Consider the following 20,568-nt stretch of genomic DNA (forward strand, 5'->3'; position numbering starts at 1 on the left):
CGACGCGAACGCGGTTAAGAATGTGTGAGGGGGCGGATGCGCGGACGGGCTCGGATCGCATGCGACGCAGCATTCTTGCCAGCGCGGCCGCGTCGTGCATTCCTGCGCGTCCGATCCACGCGCCGGACGAGATCACCCGTGCAAGCCAGGCCCGTCGATATCCGCCGCGTCGAGAAGAGCCGGGCGCTGCTGCGGCTCCTGGGCGAGGCGTTCCCGCTCGGCATTCCGGTCGAACTCTGGGACGGGAGCGTCGAGATGCTCGGGCCGCACCGGCGGCACGAGCGCTTGCGGCTCCATCTGCGCGATCCCGGCTTGATCCCGAGCCTCATCCGGCGGCCGCGGCTGTCGACCCTGCTCAAGGGCTACGCCGCCGGCGCGATCGACCTTTCCGGCGGCACTTTCCTCGATGCCGCCGCCCTGCGTCCCTCGGAGAAGCCGGGCAAGGTGCTCCGGCGCATCGGCATAGCGCGCCTTGCGGGCGCTCTTCTGCCCCTCGCCTTCGCGAAGGGGATGGCGGCGGGGACGGGCTTTGACAGCCAGGGTCGCCCGCTCGCGCGCGAGGGAACCAAGCAAAACGCGGTCGATATCCCGTTCCATTACGATCTCTCGAACCAATTCTACCAGCTTTTTCTGGACGCGCGCATGGTCTATACCTGCGCCTATTTTCCCGAATGGCACGAGGATATCGATCGGGCGCAGGCCGACAAGCTCGACATGATCTGCCGGAAACTGCGGCTCCAGCCCGGCGAGAGCCTGCTCGATATCGGCTGCGGCTGGGGCGCGCTGCTGATCCACGCGGCGAAGCATTACGGTGTCAAAGGGCATGGTGTGACGCTCTCACCGGCGCAGATCGAGGAGGGGCGCCGCCGGGTCGAGGCGGCGGGCGTCGCGCATCTGGTGACGCTCGAACTCAAGCCCTACGAGGCGATGGAGGGGCAATTCGACAAGATCGCCTCGATCGGCATGTACGAGCATGTCGGTTTCTCGGCGCATGCGACGTATTTCGCGGCGGTCAACCGCCTGCTCAAGCCCGGCGGGCTCTATCTCCATCACGCGATCACCCGGCGCGGGCGGCGCAGCGAGAAGGCCTTCCACCGCATGCGGCCGGAATACAAGGCGATGACCGCCTACATCTTCCCGGGCGGCGAGGTCGATCATATCGGCCATTCGACGATGATGCTCGAGGCGCATGGCTTCGAGGTGCACGATATCGAGGGCTGGCGCGCGCATTATGCCCGCACCTGTGCACTCTGGTGCCGCCGCCTTTATGCCCGCCGCGACGAAGCCGAGGCGATGATCGGCCCGGAGCGCACGCGGATCTGGCTCGCCTATCTCGCCGGGGTGAGCCTCGCCTTCTCGCGCGGCTCGCTCGCGATCTTCCAGACGCTCGCATCAAAAAAGAAGCGCGAGGGGGACGCCCTCGCGCTGAATGTTCCGCCTTCGCGGGCCGATCTCTACCGCTGAGGCCGGCTCACGCCCGCTTGTTCTGCCGGTTCTCGATCAGATCGTCGACCACCGACGGATCGGCCAGCGTCGAGGTGTCGCCCAGCGTGCCGAAATCGTCCTCGGCGATCTTGCGCAGGATGCGGCGCATGATCTTGCCGGAGCGGGTCTTCGGAAGACCGGGTGCGAACTGGATCTTGTCCGGCGTCGCGATCGGGCCGATCTCGTTGCGCACGGTGGTGACGAGCGCCTTGCGCAGATCCTCGCTCGGCGTGACGCCGTTCATCAGCGTGACATAGGCGTAGATACCCTGCCCCTTGATGTCATGCGGATAGCCGACCACCGCCGCCTCCGACACCGCCTCGTGCGCGACGAGCGCGCTCTCCACCTCGGCGGTGCCCATGCGATGGCCGGAGACATTGATCACGTCATCGACACGGCCGGTGATCCAGTAATAGCCGTCGGCGTCGCGCCGGCAGCCGTCACCGGTGAAATACTTGTTCGGATAGGTCGAGAAATACGTCTCCATGAAGCGCTTGTGATCGCCATAGACCGTGCGCATCTGGCCCGGCCAGGATTCGGCGATGCAGAGATTACCCTCACAGGCGCCTTCCAGCACCCGGCCCTCGGCGTCGACGATCTCCGGCTTGATACCGAAGAAGGGCCGCGTCGCCGAGCCCGGCTTCAGCTTCGTGGCGCCGGGCAGCGGCGTGATCAGGATGCCGCCGGTCTCGGTCTGCCACCAGGTGTCGACGATCGGGCAGCGGCCCTCGCCGACGACATGGTAATACCATTCCCAGGCTTCCGGGTTGATCGGTTCGCCGACCGAGCCGAGCAGGCGCAGCGATTTCCGCGAGGTCTTCTTGACCGCGTCCTCGCCCGCGCCCATCAGCGAGCGGATCGCGGTCGGGGCGGTGTAGAAGATGTTGACCTGGTGCTTGTCGATCACTTCCCAGAAGCGGCTCATCGACGGGTAGTTCGGCACGCCCTCGAACATCAGCGTCGTCGCGCCGTTCGCGAGCGGCCCGTAGACGATGTAGGAATGGCCGGTCACCCAGCCGATATCGGCGGTGCACCAGTAGATGTCGCCTTCATGGTAATCGAAGACGTATTGATGCGTCATGGCGGCATAGACCAGATAGCCACCGGTGGTGTGCAGAACGCCCTTCGGCTTCCCGGTCGATCCGGACGTGTAGAGGATGAAGAGCGGGTCCTCCGCATTCATCTCCTCGACGGGGCAATGCTCGGAGACCTTTGCCGCCTCGTGATGATACCAGACGTCGCGTCCGTCCTGCATGTGTACGTCGTTGCCCGTGTGCCGGACGACGATGACCTTCTCCAGGGCGGGATGGACCTTGTTGGCGGCGACATCGACATTCTTCTTGAGCGGCACCGTCTTGCCGCCGCGCAGTCCCTCGTCTGCGGTGATCACGATGCGGGAATCGCAATCCTCGATGCGGCCGGCCAGCGCCTCCGGCGAAAAGCCGCCGAACACGATGGAATGCACCGCGCCGATCCGCGTGCAGGCGAGCATCGCATAGGCCGCCTCGGGGATCATCGGCAGGTAGATGGTGACGCGGTCACCCTTCTTCACGCCATGCGCGCGCAGCACGTTCGCCATGCGGCACACCTCGCGATGGAGTTCCGCATAGGTGATGTGGCGGGATTTCGACGGGTCGTCCCCCTCCCAGATGATCGCGGTCTGGTTGGCGCGGCGGGCAAGGTGGCGGTCGACGCAATTATAGGCGACGTTGGTCGTGCCGTCCTCGAACCAGCGGATCGAGACATCGCCCGGCGTATAGCGCGTGTTCCGGACCCCGGTATAGGGCCGGAACCAGTCGATCCGCTTGCCATGCTCGGCCCAGAATGCATCCGGGTCCCGGATCGAGGCGGCATAGAGCGCCTCATAGGCCGCGTCGTCGACATAGGCGCGCTTCCGCCATTCGCCCGGCACGTCATAGCTTTTCTCGGACATGGTCACCTCCCGCACATCCCGGCGGCCTGGGCCCGCGAGGGCCGGCCACCCCGTTTTCTGTTAGGACTTTTGTAGCGGAAAGCCGGCAGTGGCGGAAGGCGCGCCGCCTCGGCAATTGGGAGGAGGCGGGAGCGCCGCGACAGATTTCGCGCCAAGTGGAATTGATCTCCATCATCGCGACCCTGTTCAGGAGGAAGCAGGTTTGCTCGAAACCGGAGGTGTCGCCATGTCGCGCATTGCTTTGTCCGCTCTGCCGCAGGCGCCGTTTCAGGCGATCGTGGAATGGTTCAGGCGTCAGGCGCGTGCCCGGGAACTCGACGCGCTCGACGCGGAGGAATTGCGGCACATCGCCGCCGATCTGCGCGTCAGCATCGACGACCTGCGCGACACGACGTGCCGGAGCGGGGCCGTGATCGGGCTCATGCGCCGGATGATGGCGCTGCATGGCCTCGATCCGGGACGGATCGAACGGGAATCGCCGGAACTGATGCGCGACATGACGCTCACCTGCGCGCGCTGCGCACAGGAGCGGCGTTGCGCGCATGGTCTCGCCGAGGGCATCGAGCCGTCGGAAGCCGGCGCGTTCTGCCCCAATGCCGGCACGATGGCGGCTCTGGCACGCGCGCAGCATTCTGAATGCGGCCCCTGACGGACGGTCAGAAGCGTCGCACGACGCCGACGCTGAGCCCGTAGCCGCGGAGCTTCATTTCCATATTGGTCGCCCGGGGCGATGAGGAGCCGGGGCGCAGGATTGGCGCCGCGCCGCGGCCGATGGCCGGGCGCGCGCCCACCGGCTGCGTGGGCGCCTCGCCGGGCCCTGAACCGAAGCCGGGTTGAAACCCGCCTGCCGGGGCGCCGTGCCTGCCCGGACAAATCTCTCCCCGAGGCAGTGAAGTACAATCATTGGCGAGCGCCGCAGGAGGAACAAGCCGAAGAAGAGCGGTGCGATGCAAAACGAGACCCACATCCCGAACCCCGACAAGCTGAATGGCTGACGACATCCGAGATCAATTATTGTCTAAGGCCTTTGAACAGGCAAATTAACTCTAGGATAGAACCCAGAAAGATGATTACATGGACAGAATTTGTTAAATAAAATTAAGAATTAGCCCCCTTCGCTCATCGCGAGAATTGCGTTCCATTCCGCCTCCGTCACGGGCTGCACCGAAAGCCGCATCGAGGTGACGAGGCTCATCTTCGAGAGAGCGGGGTTTGCCTTGATCTCGCGGAGGCTTACCGGGCGCTTCAGCGCGCGCAGGGCCGCAAAATCGACGACCACCCAGGGTTCGCCCGGCGTGGCGGTGGGATCCGGATAGGCCTCGCGGATCACCTCGACGATGCCGACGATCTCGAGCCCCTCGTTCGAATGGTAGAAGAAGACCTGCTCACCCTTGCGCATCGCCATCAGGTTGAGCTTGGCGGAATGGTTGCGCACGCCGTCCCAGAACGTGCCTTGCGCGCCCGCCGCGACCTGCATCTCCCACGACCATTTGAACGGTTCGCTTTTCACGAGCCAATGCGCCATTGTGTGGCTTCTCCTTCCTATTCCGCCCTGAGCGGCCGGCTCATCAGTTCCCGCACCGCGTCGGGAACGGAAATGGCGCCGGCGAGCACGCGGGCAACCGCCGTCACGATCGGCATCTCCACCTGGCGGCGCGCGGCCATGTCGGCGAGGATCGCGGCGGTGAAGGCGCCCTCGGCCAGCTTGCCGGAGGGGTTGGCCGCCGCCAGCGGCTTGCCCGCCCCCAGCGCGAGGCCCAGCGCGTAATTGCGCGATTGCGGCGAGGAGGCGGTGAGCACGAGGTCGCCGAGGCCGGAAAGGCCCATCAGCGTCTCGGGCCGGGCGCCGTGGCTCGCCGCGAAGCGCCGCAATTCGGCGAAGCCGCGCGCGATCATCGCGGCGCGGGCGCTCTCCCCGAGGCCCATCCCGGCCACGATGCCGGCGGCGATCGCCAGCACGTTCTTGGCGGCGCCGCCGATCTCGACGCCGCGGATATCGGTGGAATGGTAGACGCGGAAGCCGGGGCCGGAGAGCGCCTGGGCGATGCGTTCGGCGGTCTCGGCCTCGGCGAGCGCCAGCACGATCGCGGTCGGCAGGCCGCGCGCGACATCGGCGGCGAAGGAGGGGCCGGAGAGCACGCCGAATCGGTGCGGCCCCAGCGCATCCGCCATGCTCTCGGTGACGAAATAGCCGGTCTCGCGCTCGATGCCCTTGGCGGCGGAGAGGATGATCGCGGTCGGCGCGACTTCGCCGCGCAGCTGCCGCGCCATCGTCCAGAGCGCCTGTGTCGGCACCGCCATCACGATCAGCGGATGCGCGGCGAGTTCGGCCAGGGCGGAAACCGGCCGGATTCCCGGTTCGAGCGCGATTCCGGGCAGGATCTCGCCGCAGGTCCGGCTGTTTGCCATCGCCTGCATCCGCGCGGCGTCGCGGCCCCAGAGCGTCACCGCCCGGCCGGCGCGGGCGAAGGCCAGCGCCAGCGCCGTGCCCCAGGCGCCGGCGCCGATGATGGCGACGCGATCCGTCATGCCACGCCGCCTCCCGGCAGATCCACCGCGCTGCCCCGCATGGTCACGCCCGCGCCCCCGGCTGCGCCCGCGCGGCATCGAGCGGCCAGCGCGGCCGCGCCGCGACATCCAGCCCATCGACGAGGCCGCGATCGAGCCGCTCGATTCCTGCCCAGGCGATCATCGCGCCGTTATCGGTGCAGAGCGCCGGCGGCGGCACGACGAGGCGCAGCCCGGCCTCGGTGGCGGAGCGTTGCAGGGCCTGGCGGATGGCGCGGTTGGCGCCGACACCGCCCGCGACGACGAGCGCCGAGGGTGTCCCGATCTCGCGGCGGAAGGCGCGGATCGCGACGCGCGTGCGGTCGATCACGCAATCGACCACCGCTGCCTGGAAGCTCGCGCAGAGATCGGCGATATCGGTCGCCGTCAGCGGCTCGACGGATTCGGCGGTGAGCCGCACCGCCGTCTTCAGGCCGGAGAGGGAGAAATCCGGGTCCGGCTTGCCGAGCATCGGCCGGGGCAGCGCGAACCGCTCGGGATCGCCGTCGCGCGCCGCGCGCTCGACGGCGGGACCGCCCGGAAACCCGAGGCTCAGCATCTTGGCGACCTTGTCGAACGCTTCGCCGATCGCATCGTCGATCGTGGTGCCGAGCCGGGTGTAGCGGCCGACCTCCCGCACCGCGACGAGCTGGGTGTGCCCGCCCGAAGCGAGCAGCAGCAGATAGGGGAAATGCACGTCGTCGACGAGGCGCGGGGTCAGCGCGTGCGCCTCGAGATGGTTGACCGCCAGCAGCGGCCGGCCGAGCCCGAGCGCCAGCGCCTTTGCCGTGGTCAGCCCCACCATCACGCCGCCGATCAGACCCGGCCCGGCGGCGGCGGCGATGGCGTCGAGATCGCCGAAGCCGATCCCCGCCTCGTCCATGGCCTCGGCGATCATCCTGTCGAGCACCTCGACATGGGCACGGGCGGCGATTTCCGGAACCACGCCGCCGAAGCGCGCGTGCTCCGCGACCTGCGAGCGGATCCGGTTCGCCCGGATACGGCGCTCGCCGTCGGACCGGCGCTCGACGATCGCCGCGGCGGTTTCGTCACAGGTCGTCTCGATTCCGAGCACCAGGGTCATCGCGCCGTCTTTCGGTTGCGGATGCCGCGGCGCGACGCGCCGCCCTTGTTCGCTGTCCCATAGCGCGATAGAGCCTCGCGCGGCCGCGGGCCAGCCCCTCCATGGCCTGACGGCTGAGATTCGGACAGAAAAATGGCGAAGATTGCGCCGATCATGCGGATCGGAACCCGTGGAAGCCCCCTCGCGCTGGCCCAGGCCCGGATGACCCGCGATGCGCTCGCCGCCGCGCATGGCCTCGCGCCGGAGCGGATCGCGATCGAGATCATCACCACGACCGGGGATCGCACGCAGGACCGGCCGCTGGCCGAGATCGGCGGCAAGGGCCTGTTCACGAAGGAGATCGACCTCGCGCAAATCGAGGGACGGATCGATATCGCCGTGCATTCCGCCAAGGATCTGCCGACGATCCTGCCCGAAGGGCTGGTGCTTGCCGGCTGCCTGCCGCGCGAGGATGCGCGGGATGCGCTGGTTGCGCCGCGCGCCGGCACGCTCGATGCCCTGCCATCCGGCGCACGGATCGGCACCGTCTCGCTGCGTCGGCAGGCGATGCTCCGGCATCTGCGGCCCGACCTGCGCGTCGAGCCGCTGCGCGGCAATGTCGAGACGCGGCTCGACAAGGCGCGCTCTGGCGCGTTCGATGCGGTGATCCTCGCCATGGCCGGGTTGCGGCGCCTCAGATTGGCGGATGCGGTGACCGAGATTCTCGACGAGGCCCGTTTCATCCCGGCGGTGGGGCAGGGAGCGATCGCGCTGGTGGCACGCGCGGCGGATCCTGCGACGCGGAACTGGCTGGCGCCGATTCTCGATGCCGGAACCGGCACCGAACTCGCCGCCGAGCGCGCCTTTCTCGCCGAGCTTGACGGCTCCTGCCGCACACCGATCGGCGGCCATGCCCGGTTGTCCGGCGGCCATCTCGCTTTCCGTGGCATCGTGCTGGCGCCGGACGGGCGCGACGCGGTGCCGATCGCGGGCGATGCGCCGGCCGCGGAGGCGGCGGCGCTCGGCCGCGCGCTCGGTCGCGAGATCCGCGCCGCGCTGCCGCCCGGCTTCATGGGCGCCGGCACTGGAGGGCCTTGAGGCCATGGCGCGGGTTCTCGTCACCCGCCCCGCGGCCGAGGCTGCGGAAAGCGCTGCAATGCTGCGCGAGGCGGGGCATGTGCCGATCGTCGCGCCGCTGCGGATCGTCGAGCCGCTCTCGGAGCCCTGGCCCTTCGCGTGGCCATTCTCACGGCCCGCCTCGCAGGCCGGCGAGAGGCCGGATGCCGTGATCGCCACCAGCCGCAACGCCTTCCGCGGCGCGCCGGCGCCGACGGGTTTGCAGGATCTTCCGGTGTTCTGCGTCGGCGCCCGGACGGCGGAGGCTGCCGCCGAGGCCGGGTTCGCGCGGATCGCCGCCGCCGCGGCGGATGCCGGGGCGCTCTTCGCGGCGATTGTCGAGGGCCTGCCGCCGCCCGCGACCCTGCTTTACGCCGCCGGCGTGCCGCGCCGACCGGAACTGGAGGCGGCGCTGAGCCGCGCCGGGTATCGGATGGCGCTCACCCTGCGCTATCGCGTCCGGCCGGCGGGTGAATTACCGGAGCCGGCGCGGGCGGCGCTGGCGGCCGCAACCTGCGACGCCGTATTGCATTTCTCGGCAGAATCCGCGCGCACCTATTTCGCGCTGGCCGGCGCTGCCGGGCTCGCCGAGGCGGCGGCGCGGCCGCGCCAGCTCTGCCTTTCGCCCGCCATTGCCGAGGCGGCAACGCGGGCGGCGCGGCACCGGCTGGAGATCGCCGTGGCTGCCCGTCCGGATGCCGCGAGCCTCATCGCCTGTCTCTGAACGTCGGCGCGACGGGCGACCTTTTCCCGATTGACGCCCCGGCCCGATTCCGGTTCATGGACGCATGGAGCGCCGGAACCTCGCGTCGCCCGGCGCCCGATGGGCCTCACTCAGAGACGGGAACGCGCGGGATGCCTCAGACAGCGGATAACGGCGACGATCCCAAATCCGAGGCTGCCTCCGGCGCGGCGCCGAAATCGGCGCAGGGCGGGCGCACTCCGCGATCGAAATCCGCGATCGCCATCGACCTTCCCGCCGAGGCCGTGCGGGAGGTGAACGAGACGGCCGCACCGGCCGCACCGGACGTCCCGATACCCGAACCGGCTCTCTCCAATCCCGCGCCGGGCGCGGAGAAGGGGCCGGAGATTTCCACGCCGCCGCCCTCGCCCGCGCCATCCTTCCCTCCGGCGGAAGCGACACCGCGCCGCGGCGCTGCTCCGGTGCTCTTCGCACTGGCGGCGGGGCTTGCCGGCGGCTTCGCGGGCGGCGTGCTGTCGGATCGCCTGGCGCCGACGCAGGAAGCCGTCTCGGCGCGGATCGAGGCCCTCGAGCGCCGGATCGCCGCGCTTCCTCCGCTTCCGGCCGCGGCCGACGCGCTCGCCGAGCGCATCGCCGGGTTTGAGGCTCGGCTTGCCGAGGATCCGGCGGCGCTGAAGGCCCTCCGCGCGGACCTTGCCCGCCTTGACGCCGCGCTTGCCAGGGAGAGCGCCGAGCGTGCTGCGGCCCTGGAAACGCTGGCGCGACGCTCGGCGCCGGCCGGCGGTTCCGCCGGCGAGCATGCCGCGCTGGCCGGCCGGGTCGCGGCGCTGGAGGCGGGCGGCAAGGTGCTTCCGGAGCGGATCGAGGCCTTGGCCACGACAATCGCAGCGCTCGAATCCCGCCTCGCCGCACGCGCCGCGGGCGAGGCGATCGGCCGCGCGCAGGCGCGCCTCGCGGCGGTGACGCTGGCGCAGGAGGCGTTCCGTGCCGGCCGCCCTCTGGCGACGCCGCTCGATCTCCTGGCGAAAGCCGGCATCGCATCCGAAAGGCTCGCCGCGTTGCGGCCCTTCGCCGCAACCGGCGCGCCGGGCGCGCGCGGGCTGCTCGACGACCTTCGCGACGCCCGGCCCAAGGCCGATGCCCGGCCGGCGGAAGGCTCGACGCTCGACCGCCTCCGCGCCAGCGCGCTCTCGCTTGTCGAGATCCGCAAGGCCGGCGAAACGACCGGCAGCGATGATGCCGTGCATCTCGCCCGCGCCGAGCAGGCCCTCCTCCGGGAAGACATCGCCGCGGCGCTGCGCGCGATCGGTCAGTTGTCCCCGGCATCGGCGCCGGCGCATGCGGAATGGCTGAAGCGCGCCACGGCGCGCCAGCAGGCGGAGGCGGTGCTGGCGGCGCTCGGGGGCGAGGCGCTCGCCGCCCTGGCCGCGGCGGCCGGCGGACAATAGCAACACGCGGCGGGAGCGAGGCGGACCCATGATCAGGCTGGTGCTGTTCCTCGGCGTGCTGCTCGTGCTCGCCCTTGGTCTTGCCGAGGTCGCGGATACGCCGGGGCATGTGGTTCTCCAGGTCGGGGATACGGAATTCCGGGTATCGCTGATCACCGGTATCGGCGTGATCGCGGCGCTGACGCTGGCGCTGATGGTCGGCTGGACCCTGCTTCGTCTGCTCCTGAGGCTGCCGAGCCTGATCGGGCTCGCGAACCGGATGCGGCGGCAGGCCCGCGGCCAGCAGGCGGTGGGGCGCGGGCTCATCGCGGTCGGCACCGGCGACACCCGGCTGGCGCAGCGCCATGCGCAGGAGGCGGAACGGCTGTTGGGGCACGAGCCGCTGGCGCTGCTGTTGCGCGCGCAGGCGGCCCAACTCGCGGGTGATCCGCGCGGCGCCGAAACCGCCTTCCGCGCCATGCTCGAGCGTGCGGATACCGCGAGCCTCGGCCTGCGCGGGCTCTATATCGAGGCGATGCGCAAGGGCGATGCAGCCGAGGCGCTCCGTCTTGCCGAGGCGGCGCTGGCGCGCGCCCCGGATTCGGCCTGGCCCAACGAGGCCATGCTCGGCTTCCGTGCGGCGAGCGGGGATTGGAAAGGCGCGATCGCCATCGTCGATCAATCGGTGTCGCGGCGGCTGATCGGCCGTGCCGAAGGCCGGCGAAGCCGCGCGATCCTGTTGGCGGCGGCGGCGCGCGCTGTCGTCGAAACCAGCCCCGACGAGGCGCTCGCTCTAGCGCTCGACGCGCTGCGCGCCGAGCCGGGCCTCGTGCCGGCGGCGGTGGTGGCGGCGCGCCGGCTCTCGGCCCGCGGCGATTATGCCCGCGCGGCGCGCATTCTCGAAACCGCCTGGAAGACCGGCCCGCACCCCGACCTTTCCGAGGCCTATCTCGGCGTCCGGCCCGGCGATTCGGCGCTCGACCGGCTGAAGCGCGCACGGACCCTGCGCAGGCTCGCGCCGCATGCCCGCGAATCGCGCTTCGCTGTCGCCCGCGCGGCGCTCGACGCGCGCGAATTCACCGACGCGCGCGAGGCGCTGGAATCGCTGGCGCTCGAAAAGCCGACGGCGCGCGCCTGCCTGATGATGGCCGAGCTGGAGGAGCTCGAGAGCGGCAACCAGGGGCTCGTTCGCGCCTGGCTCGCACGGGCCTCGCGGGCGCCGCGCGACCCGGCCTGGGTGGCCGACGGCGTCGTGGCGGACGAATGGGCGCCGGTCTCGCCGGTGACGGGCCGGATCGGCGCCTTCGAATGGCGCGATCCGCCGCAGGCAAGCGAGACGCATCTGCGCGCCCGGATCGATGCCGACCGGTTCGATCCGGCGCCGGCGATTCCGGCTGCGCCAGCCGAAGCGGCGGTCCGGTCCGGGATCATGCCCGATCCGGATCCGATTCCGGGGCAGGTTCCGCCGGAGAAGGGCGTGCCGGCGAAGGATATGGCCGGAAACAGCGCCGCGGGGGCGACCATCCTCGAAGTCGAGGCGCCGCCCGCTCCTGACGCAAGCCCCGCCGAGACGCAACCGCCGGCCGAGATGGCGGAGGCGCCCGGCCCTTTGCCGGTTTTCGACCCGTTCCGGCCGGTCAATGCCGATGATCCGGGCCCTGAGCCCGGCCCGGCACCGGCCAAGACCGGCTTCCGACTGTTCGGCGGTTGAGACTTCGCGCGGGAAGCGGGTTGCGCGGCAGCGCGAGTCCCGCTATGGGCTACTTTCCCAAGCCGCAATAGCTCAGCTGGTAGAGCACGTCATTCGTAATGATGGGGTCGGGGGTTCGATTCCCTCTTGCGGCACCAATTCTTCCCCTTTCCGGACGTTTTCCGAACTTCTCAAGCGACTGAAAGTTCTAGCAAATGCGCGCGGTTCCTTCGGGTTCTGCATCAGCGCGCTGCGGAATCCGCCGCGCAAGCGTGGCTGATCGCATCGAGGCGGAGCCTGCCGGCGGTGTCGAGCTGCCCGGCGAGAGCCTGTGCCCAGAGGCCTTCCGCCTTCAGTCCCTCGACCGCGCACCGGCACAGCGCCTGGCAGCTCAGAACCTCTCCGCCCGTCGCGCGGCATTCGGCTCGGCAGGCGGAGAGGAAGCCGCGCGCTTCCGGGTCTGGCGCAGGCTGGATCGCCAGCGCGAGCAGCCAGAGCGCCCCGAACAGGATCGGCTGATGCAGCAGGTAGATTGCGAGACTGCGGCGTCCGGCCCAGGCCAGCGCCTTGCCGGGCCGGGAGACCGGCGCGGCGGTTGCGGCGGGGATATCGCCGAGCCCGGCGAGGCGGGCGAAGGCGATTCCCGCGAGCACCATGCCGAACCAGGGGAAAAGCGGCACGAAATCATTGGTCACGGGCTCGCGTGTACCGAGCCCCAGCCAGACCAGCCAGGGCGATGAGAACGCCTCGCTGCGCCAGAGCCAGGGCAGGGCGAAGATCGCGAGCGCCAGCGCGATCACGATCGCGACAGGCAGCCGCAGCGCCGGCAGGGCGAGAAGGCTGAAGACGGCGATGGCATGCAGGATGCCGAAGAACACGAAGCTTCCGGGGAACACGAGGTAGGTTCCGGCGGTGACGAGCAGCGCGCCGCCGGCGATCCGCGCCAGCCGCCGCCCGAAGGCGGGCGCGTCGAACCCGCGCCGATGCGCCAGCACAAGCCCGATCCCGGTCAGCGCCAGGAAGCTCGCGGCGATGGCGCGGGCAAAGCCCGTCCAGAGCGTGCTGTCGCGGATATCGACCGCGCTCAGCCCGAGGAAGGAGAGGTTCCAGGCGGTGTGATAGACAATCATCGCCACGATCGCCATGCCGCGCGCAATGTCGAGCGCGGCCATGCGCCGGGTGGCGTGCGTGTGGCCTGCGACATCCCGGGGCCCGACGGCATCATCTCCCATGTCGATCGTCTCCCATGTCGGGCCCGGCGAGCGGAGGCGTATTCAGGGGCTTTTCCGGCCGGTTTCCGGTCGCCTCCAGAGCGGAATCCTCCGGCGGGGGGCCTGACCCGTCAGTTCGGCTCTCGGAGTTTCATGAAGTAAATTCATGAAATGGCGCAAACAAAGCATTTGTATTCTCAGTTCCCGGATCGACAATCTGTCGCGCAACAACACGGAGAACGCAATGGCGGGACCGCGGATCGTGTTCATGCCGGGGCTGCTCTGCGATGCCTCGGTCTTCACCGCGCAGGTTGCGGCGCTCGCGCCCCATGCCGAGATCCGCGTTGCGGATTTCTCCCGGCACAACAGCCTTGCCGCGATGGCCGAGGCGGCGCTCGGCCTGTTCGAGGGCGAGGTCGTGCTGGTCGGCTTCTCGATGGGCGGGCGCGCGGCGCTTCAGGCCGTCCGGCAGGCGCCGGATCGGGTGGCGGCGTTGTGCCTGATGGATACCGGCGCCGGGCCGGCGCGCGCGGACGAGGCGGCGGTGCGGCAGCCGCTCGTCGATCTCGCGCGGCGGGAGGGCATGCGCGCGCTGGCCGCGCGCTGGCTGCCGCCGATGCTCCACCCCGACCGCGAGGACGACCCGACGCTGATCGGGCCGCTGACCGCGATGGTCGAGCGGGCGACGCCGGAACAGCATGCGCGGCAGGTGCAGGCGCTGCTCGCCCGGCCCGACATGCGGCCGGCCTTGCCGGATATCCGCTGCCCGGTGCTGGTGATGGTCGGCCGCCAGGATCGCTGGAGCCCGCTCGCGCAGCACGAGGAAATGGCGGCCGCGATCCCCCGCGCGCGGCTGGCGATCATCGAGGAGAGCGGCCATTTCGCGCCCGTCGAGCAGCCGGGCCAGGTCAGCGCCGCGCTGGCGGATTGGCTTGCGCTGCCGCGCGCCGGAACATGAAGGAGAGGGCGATGGACCCCGACCGCATTCCCGATACCCCGCTCTTCGACCGGGCCCGCCAGCGCCGTGGCTACAATCTCAACAAGATGGCGATGGGGCTCGGCACGCCCGCGAACCGCGATGCCTTCCGCGCCGATGAGAGCGCCTATCTCAACCGGTTCGGGCTCAGCCCCGAGGAGAAACGGGCCGTGATGGCGCGGGATTGGCGGGAGATGGTGCGCCTCGGCGGCAATGTCTTCTACCTGCTCAAGATCTCGGCGATCGATCCGGTGCGGATGACCGAGATCGGCGCCCATCAGGCGGGAATGGATCACGAAACCTTCCTGCGCGAACGTCTGGGGAAGCGGTAAATGGCACAGCTCATCGGAGGTCTCGGGGCCTCGCATGTTCCCTCGATCGGCGCGGCGCTCGACAAGGGCCTGCGCGAAACGCCGGACTGGAAGCCGTTCTTCGACGGCACGGTGCCGGGCCGGGCCTGGTGCGAAGCCAACCGCCCGGATGTGGCGGTGGTGATCTTCAACGATCACGGCAACGCCTTCTTCCTCGACAAGGTGCCGACTTTCGCGATCGGCTGCGCGGAGGAATACCGGCCGATCGACGAGGGCTGGGGGCCGCGCGCCATCCCGGTCTTCGCGGGTCATGCCGCTTTCGGCTGGCATCTCGTCGACAGGCTGGTCGAGAGCCATTTCGACCCCATGATTGTCCAGGAGATCGAGGTCGATCATGGTCTGCAGGTGCCGATGGAGCTGTTCTTCGGCCGGCCGGAAACCGCGTGGCCGGTGAAGATCGTGCCGATCTTCGTCAATGTCATCCAGTATCCGATTCCCCTGCCGGCGCGCTGCTACCAGCTCGGGCGGGCGCTGCGGCAGGCGATCGACAGCTTCGACAGCGACGAACGCTTCGTGGTGATCGGTACCGGCGGGCTCTCGCATCAATTGCAGGGGAGCCGCGCCGGCTTCACCAATGCCGAGGCGGACCGCGCCTTCCTCGCCGATATCGCCGCCGATCCCGACCGTCTCGCCGCGATGTCGCGCGAGGATTACGTGCGGCTCTTCGGTTCCGAAGGCGCGGAACTGATGATGTGGCTGGTGATGCGCGGGGCGATGGACCGCGAGGTCGAGGTCCGGCACACGCATTACCACCTGCCGGCCTCGATGACCGGTGCCGGCATGATCGTGCTCGAGAACCGGGCGGCCTGAGCCCGAAAGAGGGAGGGTCGCATCCGGCCGATCATCGGAACCGGGAGCCAGCGTGCTGCCCCCCCCCCCCCGGCCGCATCATTCCTGGCTGGGCGCCTGTGCTCTCGGCCCGCGGTGCCGGCGGGGTTCGTTTCAGGCGTCGCGCGCGATCAGATGAAAGAACGATCCTGTCACATGCCCGCGCCGGCTGCCGGTTTCCGGCATCACGGCCCCCGTCGGATCGCGGATGACGGCGAGCGGCGCATCGGGCTGGTGGGTGATCCCGGCATAGTGGAATTCATGGCCGATCAGCCTGGTGCCTGCGGCCAGCCCGGGCATGGCTTCCAGCAGGGTGGCACGACGATAGCCAAGCCGCATGCGCTTCGGCAGGAAGCTGGTTTCAAGCCCCAGCAGACCGAGCATGGCATGGCGCGCTCCGTCACGGGTCGTGATGCCCGCGCCAAGGGTCATGTATCCGCCGCACTCGCCATGGACGGGTTTCCTGCGGGCGAAGGCCTGCATGCCGCTGCGAAACCGGCCCGCATCCGTCAGACGCGGCGCATGCAATTCCGGATATCCCCCTGGCAGCCAGACGATATCCGCGCTCTCGTCCGGGGGCTCGTCGGCGAGCGGCGAGAACGGCAGGATGGTGGCGCCGGATGCGCGCCACCCGGCGATCATGTGCGGGTATATGAACGAGAAGGCCGCATCGCGGGCAAGGGCTATCCGCCCGCCCGGAGGTGCCATGCGCAGGGGGTGTTGCCCGGTAAGGCGCGCGGGCCGCGCCAGCCGGATCAGGGCCTCGAGATCGATACCTGCTGCGACGTGCTCTGCCAGCCCTTCGATGATGCTCGCGAGGTTCGACATCTCGCCGGACTGCACGAGACCGAGATGGCGAGAGGGCAGATGGCCCTCCTTGCGCGCAGGCAGGCTTCCGAGCAGCGGAATGCCGGCCTGATCGAGGCCCGTTTCGGCAAGTTCCCGGTGCCGTTCGCTGGCGACGCGGTTGAGGATCACGCCGGCCACGAGAACATCCGGCCTGAAGGTTGCGCAGCCCAGCGCGATGGCGCCGGCGGTCTGCGCCATCTTTGCGGCATCGATGACCAGGATCACGGGCCAACCGGTTGCCGCGGCGATATCGGCGGTCGAACCGGCGCCGGTCCTGCCCGGGGCAGGGCCGGCATCGAACAGGCCCATCACGCCTTCCGCGATGGCGAGATCATGGCTGCCGGCGAGCGCAAGGATTCCGGCCATCTCGGCGGTTCCCATCGCAAAGCCGTCGAGATTGAAGCAGGGCCGCCCCGCCGCAGCGCCGAGAAAGCCCGGATCGATGTAATCCGGACCACATTTGAACGGCTGGATCCGCAACCCTTTCCGGCACAGGGCGAAGATGAGGCCGGTGGTCAGGCTGGTCTTGCCCGCGCCGGAATGCGTCGCCGCGATGATCAGGCCGGATTGACCCGGATAGGGCGGGCTCATGAGGCCGGCCCTGCAACAGCCGCCGCCGAACCGGACAATTCGGCGAGGATCGCCCTGGCTCCATTCGAACGCGGCTGCCAGAACCCGCGCCGGATCGCTTCCTCGAAGCGCAGGGCCATTTCGCGCAGCGCATCGGGATTATGCTCGCGGATAAACGTCCGAACGGCGTTGTCCGCCAGATAGGCGTCGAAGAGCTGATCGAAATGATGGCTCTTGACGGCATGCGTCGTCGCGGCGAATGCGAACAGGTAATCCAGTGTGGCGGCCATTTCGAACGCACCCTTGTAGCCGTGACGCATGATTCCGGCGATCCATTTGGGGTTCGCGGCACGGCCCCGGACGACGCGGGCGATCTCTTCGGCAAGCGTCCTGACCTTGGGGTCTTCCGGACGCGAAGTATCCGTATGGTAGATCGGGACGGGTCTTCCCGACAGCGTTTCGATGCTCGCGGCAAGGCCGCCCATGAACTGGTAGTAATCGTCGGAATCGAGCAGATCATGCTCGCGATTGTCCTGCGCCTGCAGCACGGCATCGGCGGCTCGCAGCCGGCGCTCCAGGGCTTCCCGGTCGGCGCGGCCATCCTGTCCGCCGCCATAGGCGAATCCGCTCCAGGCGAGGTAGAGTTCCGATAGGTCTGCGCGCCCCGTCCAGGCACCGCTGTCGATCGGCGCCTGAAGGCCCGCCCCGTAAGCGCCCGGCATGGCACCGAACACGCGGGCGCTCGCCAATCGTGTTGCGGAGGGCAGGTCGTGTCCGGCCTTTCTCAAAGCCCTCACCTCGCGTCTGACGGCGGCAGCGACAGGGTTCTGATGCGCGTCCTCGTCCAGCGCGGCGACGGCTTTGACGGCGCTGTCGATCAGATCCATCTGGGTCGGGAAGGCGTCGCGGAACAGGCCCGAAACCCGGAAGGTTACATCGACGCGCGGGCGTCTCATCTCGGAGGCGGGCAGGATCTCGAATCCGGTCACACGGCCCGATGCGGGTTCCCAGACAGGCCGACAGCCGAGAAGCGCCAGCGCCTGCGCCACGTCATCGCCGCCGGTGCGCATGTTGGCGGTGCCCCAGGCGGAAAAGGCAACGGATCTGAGCCAGCTTCCCGTCTCGTCCCAATGGCGCTTGACCAGCGCTTCGGCACTGGCCTTGCCGATGGCAAAGGCCGACGGTGTCGGCACCGCGCGCGGATCAACGGCATAGAAATTGCGGCCGGTCGGCAGTACGTCCGGGCGGCCCCGGCTCGGTGCGCCGCTCGGACCGGGTGCGACATGCCTGCCGTCGAGGGCCGCGAGGATCGCCGCTGTTTCCGCCGCTCCGCAGGCATCCACGGCCGGCAGCAGCGTCGATCTGATCCAGGCAAGAACCGCAGATGTCCGCGCCCATTCAGAAGGGCAATTCCGGGTCTCGCCAACAAGCTGTTGCGCCAGCAATTCGACCCGCTCGACGGTATCGCCCGCGCTCCGCCATGGATCGGCGGAGAGGCGGATCAGCGCGTGCGGTCTCGGGCCCGTCCAGGCGGCGGAAAGGTCCCGCGTGAGGGGGTCGAAATCGCCGAGGCCGAGATCGGCCGCGATCGCCCGGTGAAGCGAGCGCGCGGCCGGTGCCTCGCCGGGACGCGGCACCCTCGCGATCGAGACCGCGAGATCGGTGCGCAAACGCCCCTGCGGGGAAGAACCGATCACATGCAGTCCATCGCGGATCTGCATTTCCTTGAGATCGCACAGATGCGCGTCAACGCGGCGAACCTGCTCCTCGATCGGCATCGCGGCGTTCAGCCCGATATCCTCGTCGAGGCGAAGCACGGATGCATAGCCCGCGATTTCATCGGCCAGCCTGCGGGCACGGCGCGGGTCGAGATCGGTCGCCAATGCATGCTCATCGACCAGCGTTTCAAGCTGCGCCAGATCGCCATGCAGCTCTCCCCGCGTCAGCGGCGGCGTGAGATGATCTATGATGACCGCAGAAATGCGCCTCTTGGCCTGCACGCCTTCACCCGGATCGTTGACAATGAACGGGTAGATGTTCGGCAGAGGGCCGATCAGCGCGGCGGGCCAACAGGCTTGCGACAGGCCGACCGCCTTGCCGGGCAGCCATTCCAGATTGCCGTGCTTGCCGAGATGGATGAAGGCATGGGCCTGGAACTCCGTCCGGAGCCAGAGATAGGTCGCGATGTAACGGTGCGGCGGCACAAGGGCCGGATCATGAAAGGTCGCGGCCGGGTCGACATCATACCCTCGGGAAGGCTGTATGCAGAGGACCAGGTTGCCGAAGCGGTGCAGCGCCAGCTGGATCGCGCCGCCGACGGCATGCGGGTCGGCCTCCGGCTCGCCCCATTGATCGCGCGCTTGCTGCCGGAGATCGGCGGGAAGCGCGGCGAAGGCCCTTCGGTAGGCCTCGAGTGGCCACGCGACGGAGGCAGGCGCGGTCTTGTCCGCCGCGTTGGTGGGGCCGGCCGCCAGCAATGCCATAAGGCCCGCCGATGTGCGCGGCGCGTCGCCGGTCAGATATCCGTTTGCTTCGAGGGCTGCGACAAGATCGGCGCAGGATTGCGGCGTGTCGAGGCCGACCCCATTGGCCAGACGGCCATCGCGGTTCGGATAATTTGCGAGGATGATGGCCAGCCGCCGCTCGCCCGGCTTCGTGCGCTGCAGCTTCACCAGTGCCGCCGCGCGCGCCGCCAGCGCGGCCACCTGCGAAGGCTCTGCCTGCAGCACGGTCGGAACATGGTGCGCTTCGGCATCCCAGGCGATCTTCGTCTTGAAGGCGACGGGGCTTGTGAAGATGCGTCCGTCAAGCTCGGGCATCACCACATGCATGGCGAGATCGGACGGCCCCATGCCGCGTTGGGAAGCCGCCCATTCCCTGCGCGACTGGCCCGCAAAGGCCGTCTGGAGCACGGGTGTTTCCCGAAAAAGGGCAGCGGTATCAGCCGCAAAAGCGGTCGCGTTGATGACCACGGATGGCGCCACCACCTTCAGGGCCGAAGCAACCACGTCGCGCGCCACGGGATCCTTCAGGCTGGAAACATAAAGGATGCTCAGGCGCAGGCCCTGCTGTTTCAGGGCTTCCCGCAGGGCATCGGCAGGCTCGAGATCGCCGGCCTGGGCGAGGGCGCGGTAGATGATCAGAGCCGCATCGGCGGGGCATGCGTCTTCCGAAGCGACGAAGCCGGCCAGCGGCATCGGCTCGGGGGGTGGCACCTCCTCCCTCCCGTCGAGCAGCGATGCCATGAAATGCAGGCCGTTGCGGACATTGCGCGCACCGCCCTCGCTCAGATAGCGCCAGAGCGATCGGGTCTTTTCGAGCCCTGCGGTTCCCCGCGCAGCATATTGCTCGTCCCAGACCGTTCCGCCGGGCACGAGGGCGAGCTGGCGGCCCGGTTTCGCGAAAGCCCATTCCCGCAGCGCATCGACGCCTTCCGGCCAATAGCTCTCCCCGCCGATCTGGCGCAGGACGACGAGCCTTGTGCCGCGAAGGGTTTCCTCGATGTAGGGGGCGATCGCCGAAGGATTCGTCAGCGTCAGGTAATTCGTCAGGGTCAGAGACGGCGCATCCGCGCCGATATCGCGATGACATTCGGCCAGAAGGCGCAATTCGCTGTCATGGGCACTGATGAAGACGATATCGGCGGTTGGTTGATGCTCCTCGCGGTTCGGGGCGCCGAAATCGATCTTGCCTTTCTGGAACAGCCGCATGTGCATGGCGTGTCACCGCGCCGCGTGGGCAGGGGGCAGGCTGGCGGCATGCGGCAGGCCCGTCCATCCGGGATCGGCATGATGCCGGG

The 20,568-nt window shown here is 69.1% G+C and carries 16 protein-coding genes and 1 tRNA gene; 10 read left to right on the forward strand and 7 right to left on the reverse strand.

The annotated features are described in order from the left end of the window. Nucleotides 1-138 precede the first annotated feature (138 nt). The gene (locus FWJ24_RS00995) at nt 139-1,464 is read left to right on the forward strand and encodes an SAM-dependent methyltransferase (protein WP_246155458.1); all 1,326 of its coding nucleotides are present in this window, start codon (nt 139-141) and stop codon (nt 1,462-1,464) included. A gap of 7 nt (nt 1,465-1,471) precedes the next feature. Here FWJ24_RS00995 and acs read toward each other — a convergent pair whose 3' ends face one another. Continuing rightward, nucleotides 1,472-3,418, reverse strand: coding sequence for an acetate--CoA ligase (gene acs / locus FWJ24_RS01000; RefSeq protein WP_150285916.1), 1,947 nt, complete (start codon nt 3,416-3,418; stop codon nt 1,472-1,474). 226 nt (nt 3,419-3,644) lie between these two features. Here acs and FWJ24_RS01005 point away from each other — a divergent pair, with 226 nt between their 5' ends. After that, a complete protein-coding gene (locus tag FWJ24_RS01005) occupies nt 3,645-4,067 on the forward strand; it encodes a DUF6455 family protein (protein WP_150285917.1) in 423 nt (140 codons plus the stop codon). Nucleotides 4,068-4,523: 456 nt separating this feature from the next. Here FWJ24_RS01005 and FWJ24_RS01010 read toward each other — a convergent pair whose 3' ends face one another. From FWJ24_RS01010 to tsaD, 3 genes are read right to left on the reverse strand one after another with little or no spacing between them, the layout of a single operon-like run. Further along, on the reverse strand, nt 4,524-4,943 hold the full coding sequence (locus FWJ24_RS01010) for an EVE domain-containing protein (RefSeq protein ID WP_150285918.1): 420 nt from the start codon (nt 4,941-4,943) through the stop codon (nt 4,524-4,526). 17 nt (nt 4,944-4,960) lie between these two features. After that, nucleotides 4,961-5,947, reverse strand: a complete 987-nt coding sequence (locus FWJ24_RS01015; protein WP_150285919.1) for an NAD(P)H-dependent glycerol-3-phosphate dehydrogenase — start codon at nt 5,945-5,947, stop codon at nt 4,961-4,963. 43 nt (nt 5,948-5,990) lie between these two features. Next, on the reverse strand, nt 5,991-7,049 hold the full coding sequence (tsaD, locus tag FWJ24_RS01020) for a tRNA (adenosine(37)-N6)-threonylcarbamoyltransferase complex transferase subunit TsaD (RefSeq protein WP_150285920.1): 1,059 nt from the start codon (nt 7,047-7,049) through the stop codon (nt 5,991-5,993). Nucleotides 7,050-7,181: 132 nt separating this feature from the next. Between tsaD and hemC the strand changes: the two genes are divergently transcribed. The 5 genes from hemC to FWJ24_RS01045 all read left to right on the forward strand — a co-directional run bounded on the left by hemC (nt 7,182) and on the right by FWJ24_RS01045 (nt 12,122). After that, complete coding sequence (gene hemC, locus FWJ24_RS01025; RefSeq protein WP_206110763.1) at nt 7,182-8,126, forward strand: hydroxymethylbilane synthase; 945 nt, start codon at nt 7,182-7,184, stop codon at nt 8,124-8,126. A 4-nt stretch (nt 8,127-8,130) separates the two neighbouring features. Further along, entirely contained in the window at nt 8,131-8,868 is a 738-nt protein-coding gene (locus tag FWJ24_RS01030; protein WP_166443537.1) for a uroporphyrinogen-III synthase, read from the forward strand. Nucleotides 8,869-8,999: 131 nt separating this feature from the next. Continuing rightward, nucleotides 9,000-10,295 carry a COG4223 family protein gene (locus tag FWJ24_RS14685; RefSeq protein WP_206110764.1) on the forward strand — a complete coding sequence of 432 codons (1,296 nt, stop codon included), beginning with the start codon at nt 9,000-9,002 and terminating at the stop codon, nt 10,293-10,295. Nucleotides 10,296-10,323: 28 nt separating this feature from the next. Beyond that, nucleotides 10,324-11,985, forward strand: a complete 1,662-nt coding sequence (locus FWJ24_RS01040; protein WP_150286613.1) for a heme biosynthesis protein HemY — start codon at nt 10,324-10,326, stop codon at nt 11,983-11,985. A gap of 61 nt (nt 11,986-12,046) precedes the next feature. After that, nucleotides 12,047-12,122: transfer RNA gene (locus FWJ24_RS01045), tRNA-Thr, on the forward strand. Between the two features lie 84 nt (nt 12,123-12,206). On the opposite strand, the gene FWJ24_RS01050 is transcribed toward FWJ24_RS01045, so the two are convergent. Then, on the reverse strand, nt 12,207-13,196 hold the full coding sequence (locus FWJ24_RS01050) for an acetyltransferase domain-containing protein (protein WP_150285922.1): 990 nt from the start codon (nt 13,194-13,196) through the stop codon (nt 12,207-12,209). A 223-nt stretch (nt 13,197-13,419) separates the two neighbouring features. On the opposite strand from FWJ24_RS01050, the gene FWJ24_RS01055 reads away from it, so the two are divergent. The 3 genes from FWJ24_RS01055 to FWJ24_RS01065 are packed head-to-tail and all read left to right on the forward strand — an operon-like array spanning nt 13,420 to nt 15,332. Then, a complete protein-coding gene (locus FWJ24_RS01055; protein WP_150285923.1) occupies nt 13,420-14,133 on the forward strand; it encodes an alpha/beta fold hydrolase in 714 nt (237 codons plus the stop codon). 11 nt (nt 14,134-14,144) lie between these two features. Further along, entirely contained in the window at nt 14,145-14,483 is a 339-nt protein-coding gene (locus FWJ24_RS01060; protein WP_150285924.1) for an extradiol ring-cleavage dioxygenase, read from the forward strand. Continuing rightward, nucleotides 14,484-15,332, forward strand: a complete 849-nt coding sequence (locus FWJ24_RS01065) for a class III extradiol dioxygenase family protein (protein WP_150285925.1) — start codon at nt 14,484-14,486, stop codon at nt 15,330-15,332. It abuts the gene before it with no gap. 132 nt (nt 15,333-15,464) lie between these two features. Here the strand turns inward: FWJ24_RS01065 and FWJ24_RS01070 are convergent, their stop codons facing one another. Beyond that, the gene (locus tag FWJ24_RS01070; protein WP_150285926.1) at nt 15,465-16,790 is read right to left on the reverse strand and encodes a cobyrinic acid a,c-diamide synthase CobB; all 1,326 of its coding nucleotides are present in this window, start codon (nt 16,788-16,790) and stop codon (nt 15,465-15,467) included. Next, on the reverse strand, nt 16,787-20,485 hold the full coding sequence (gene cobN, locus FWJ24_RS01075; protein ID WP_150285927.1) for a cobaltochelatase subunit CobN: 3,699 nt from the start codon (nt 20,483-20,485) through the stop codon (nt 16,787-16,789). Before cobN ends, FWJ24_RS01070 begins: the two co-directional genes overlap by 4 nt. Nucleotides 20,486-20,568 lie beyond the last annotated feature (83 nt).

Source organism: Rhabdaerophilum calidifontis, from assembly GCF_008641065.1.
Lineage (GTDB): Bacteria > Pseudomonadota > Alphaproteobacteria > Rhizobiales > Beijerinckiaceae > Rhabdaerophilum > Rhabdaerophilum calidifontis.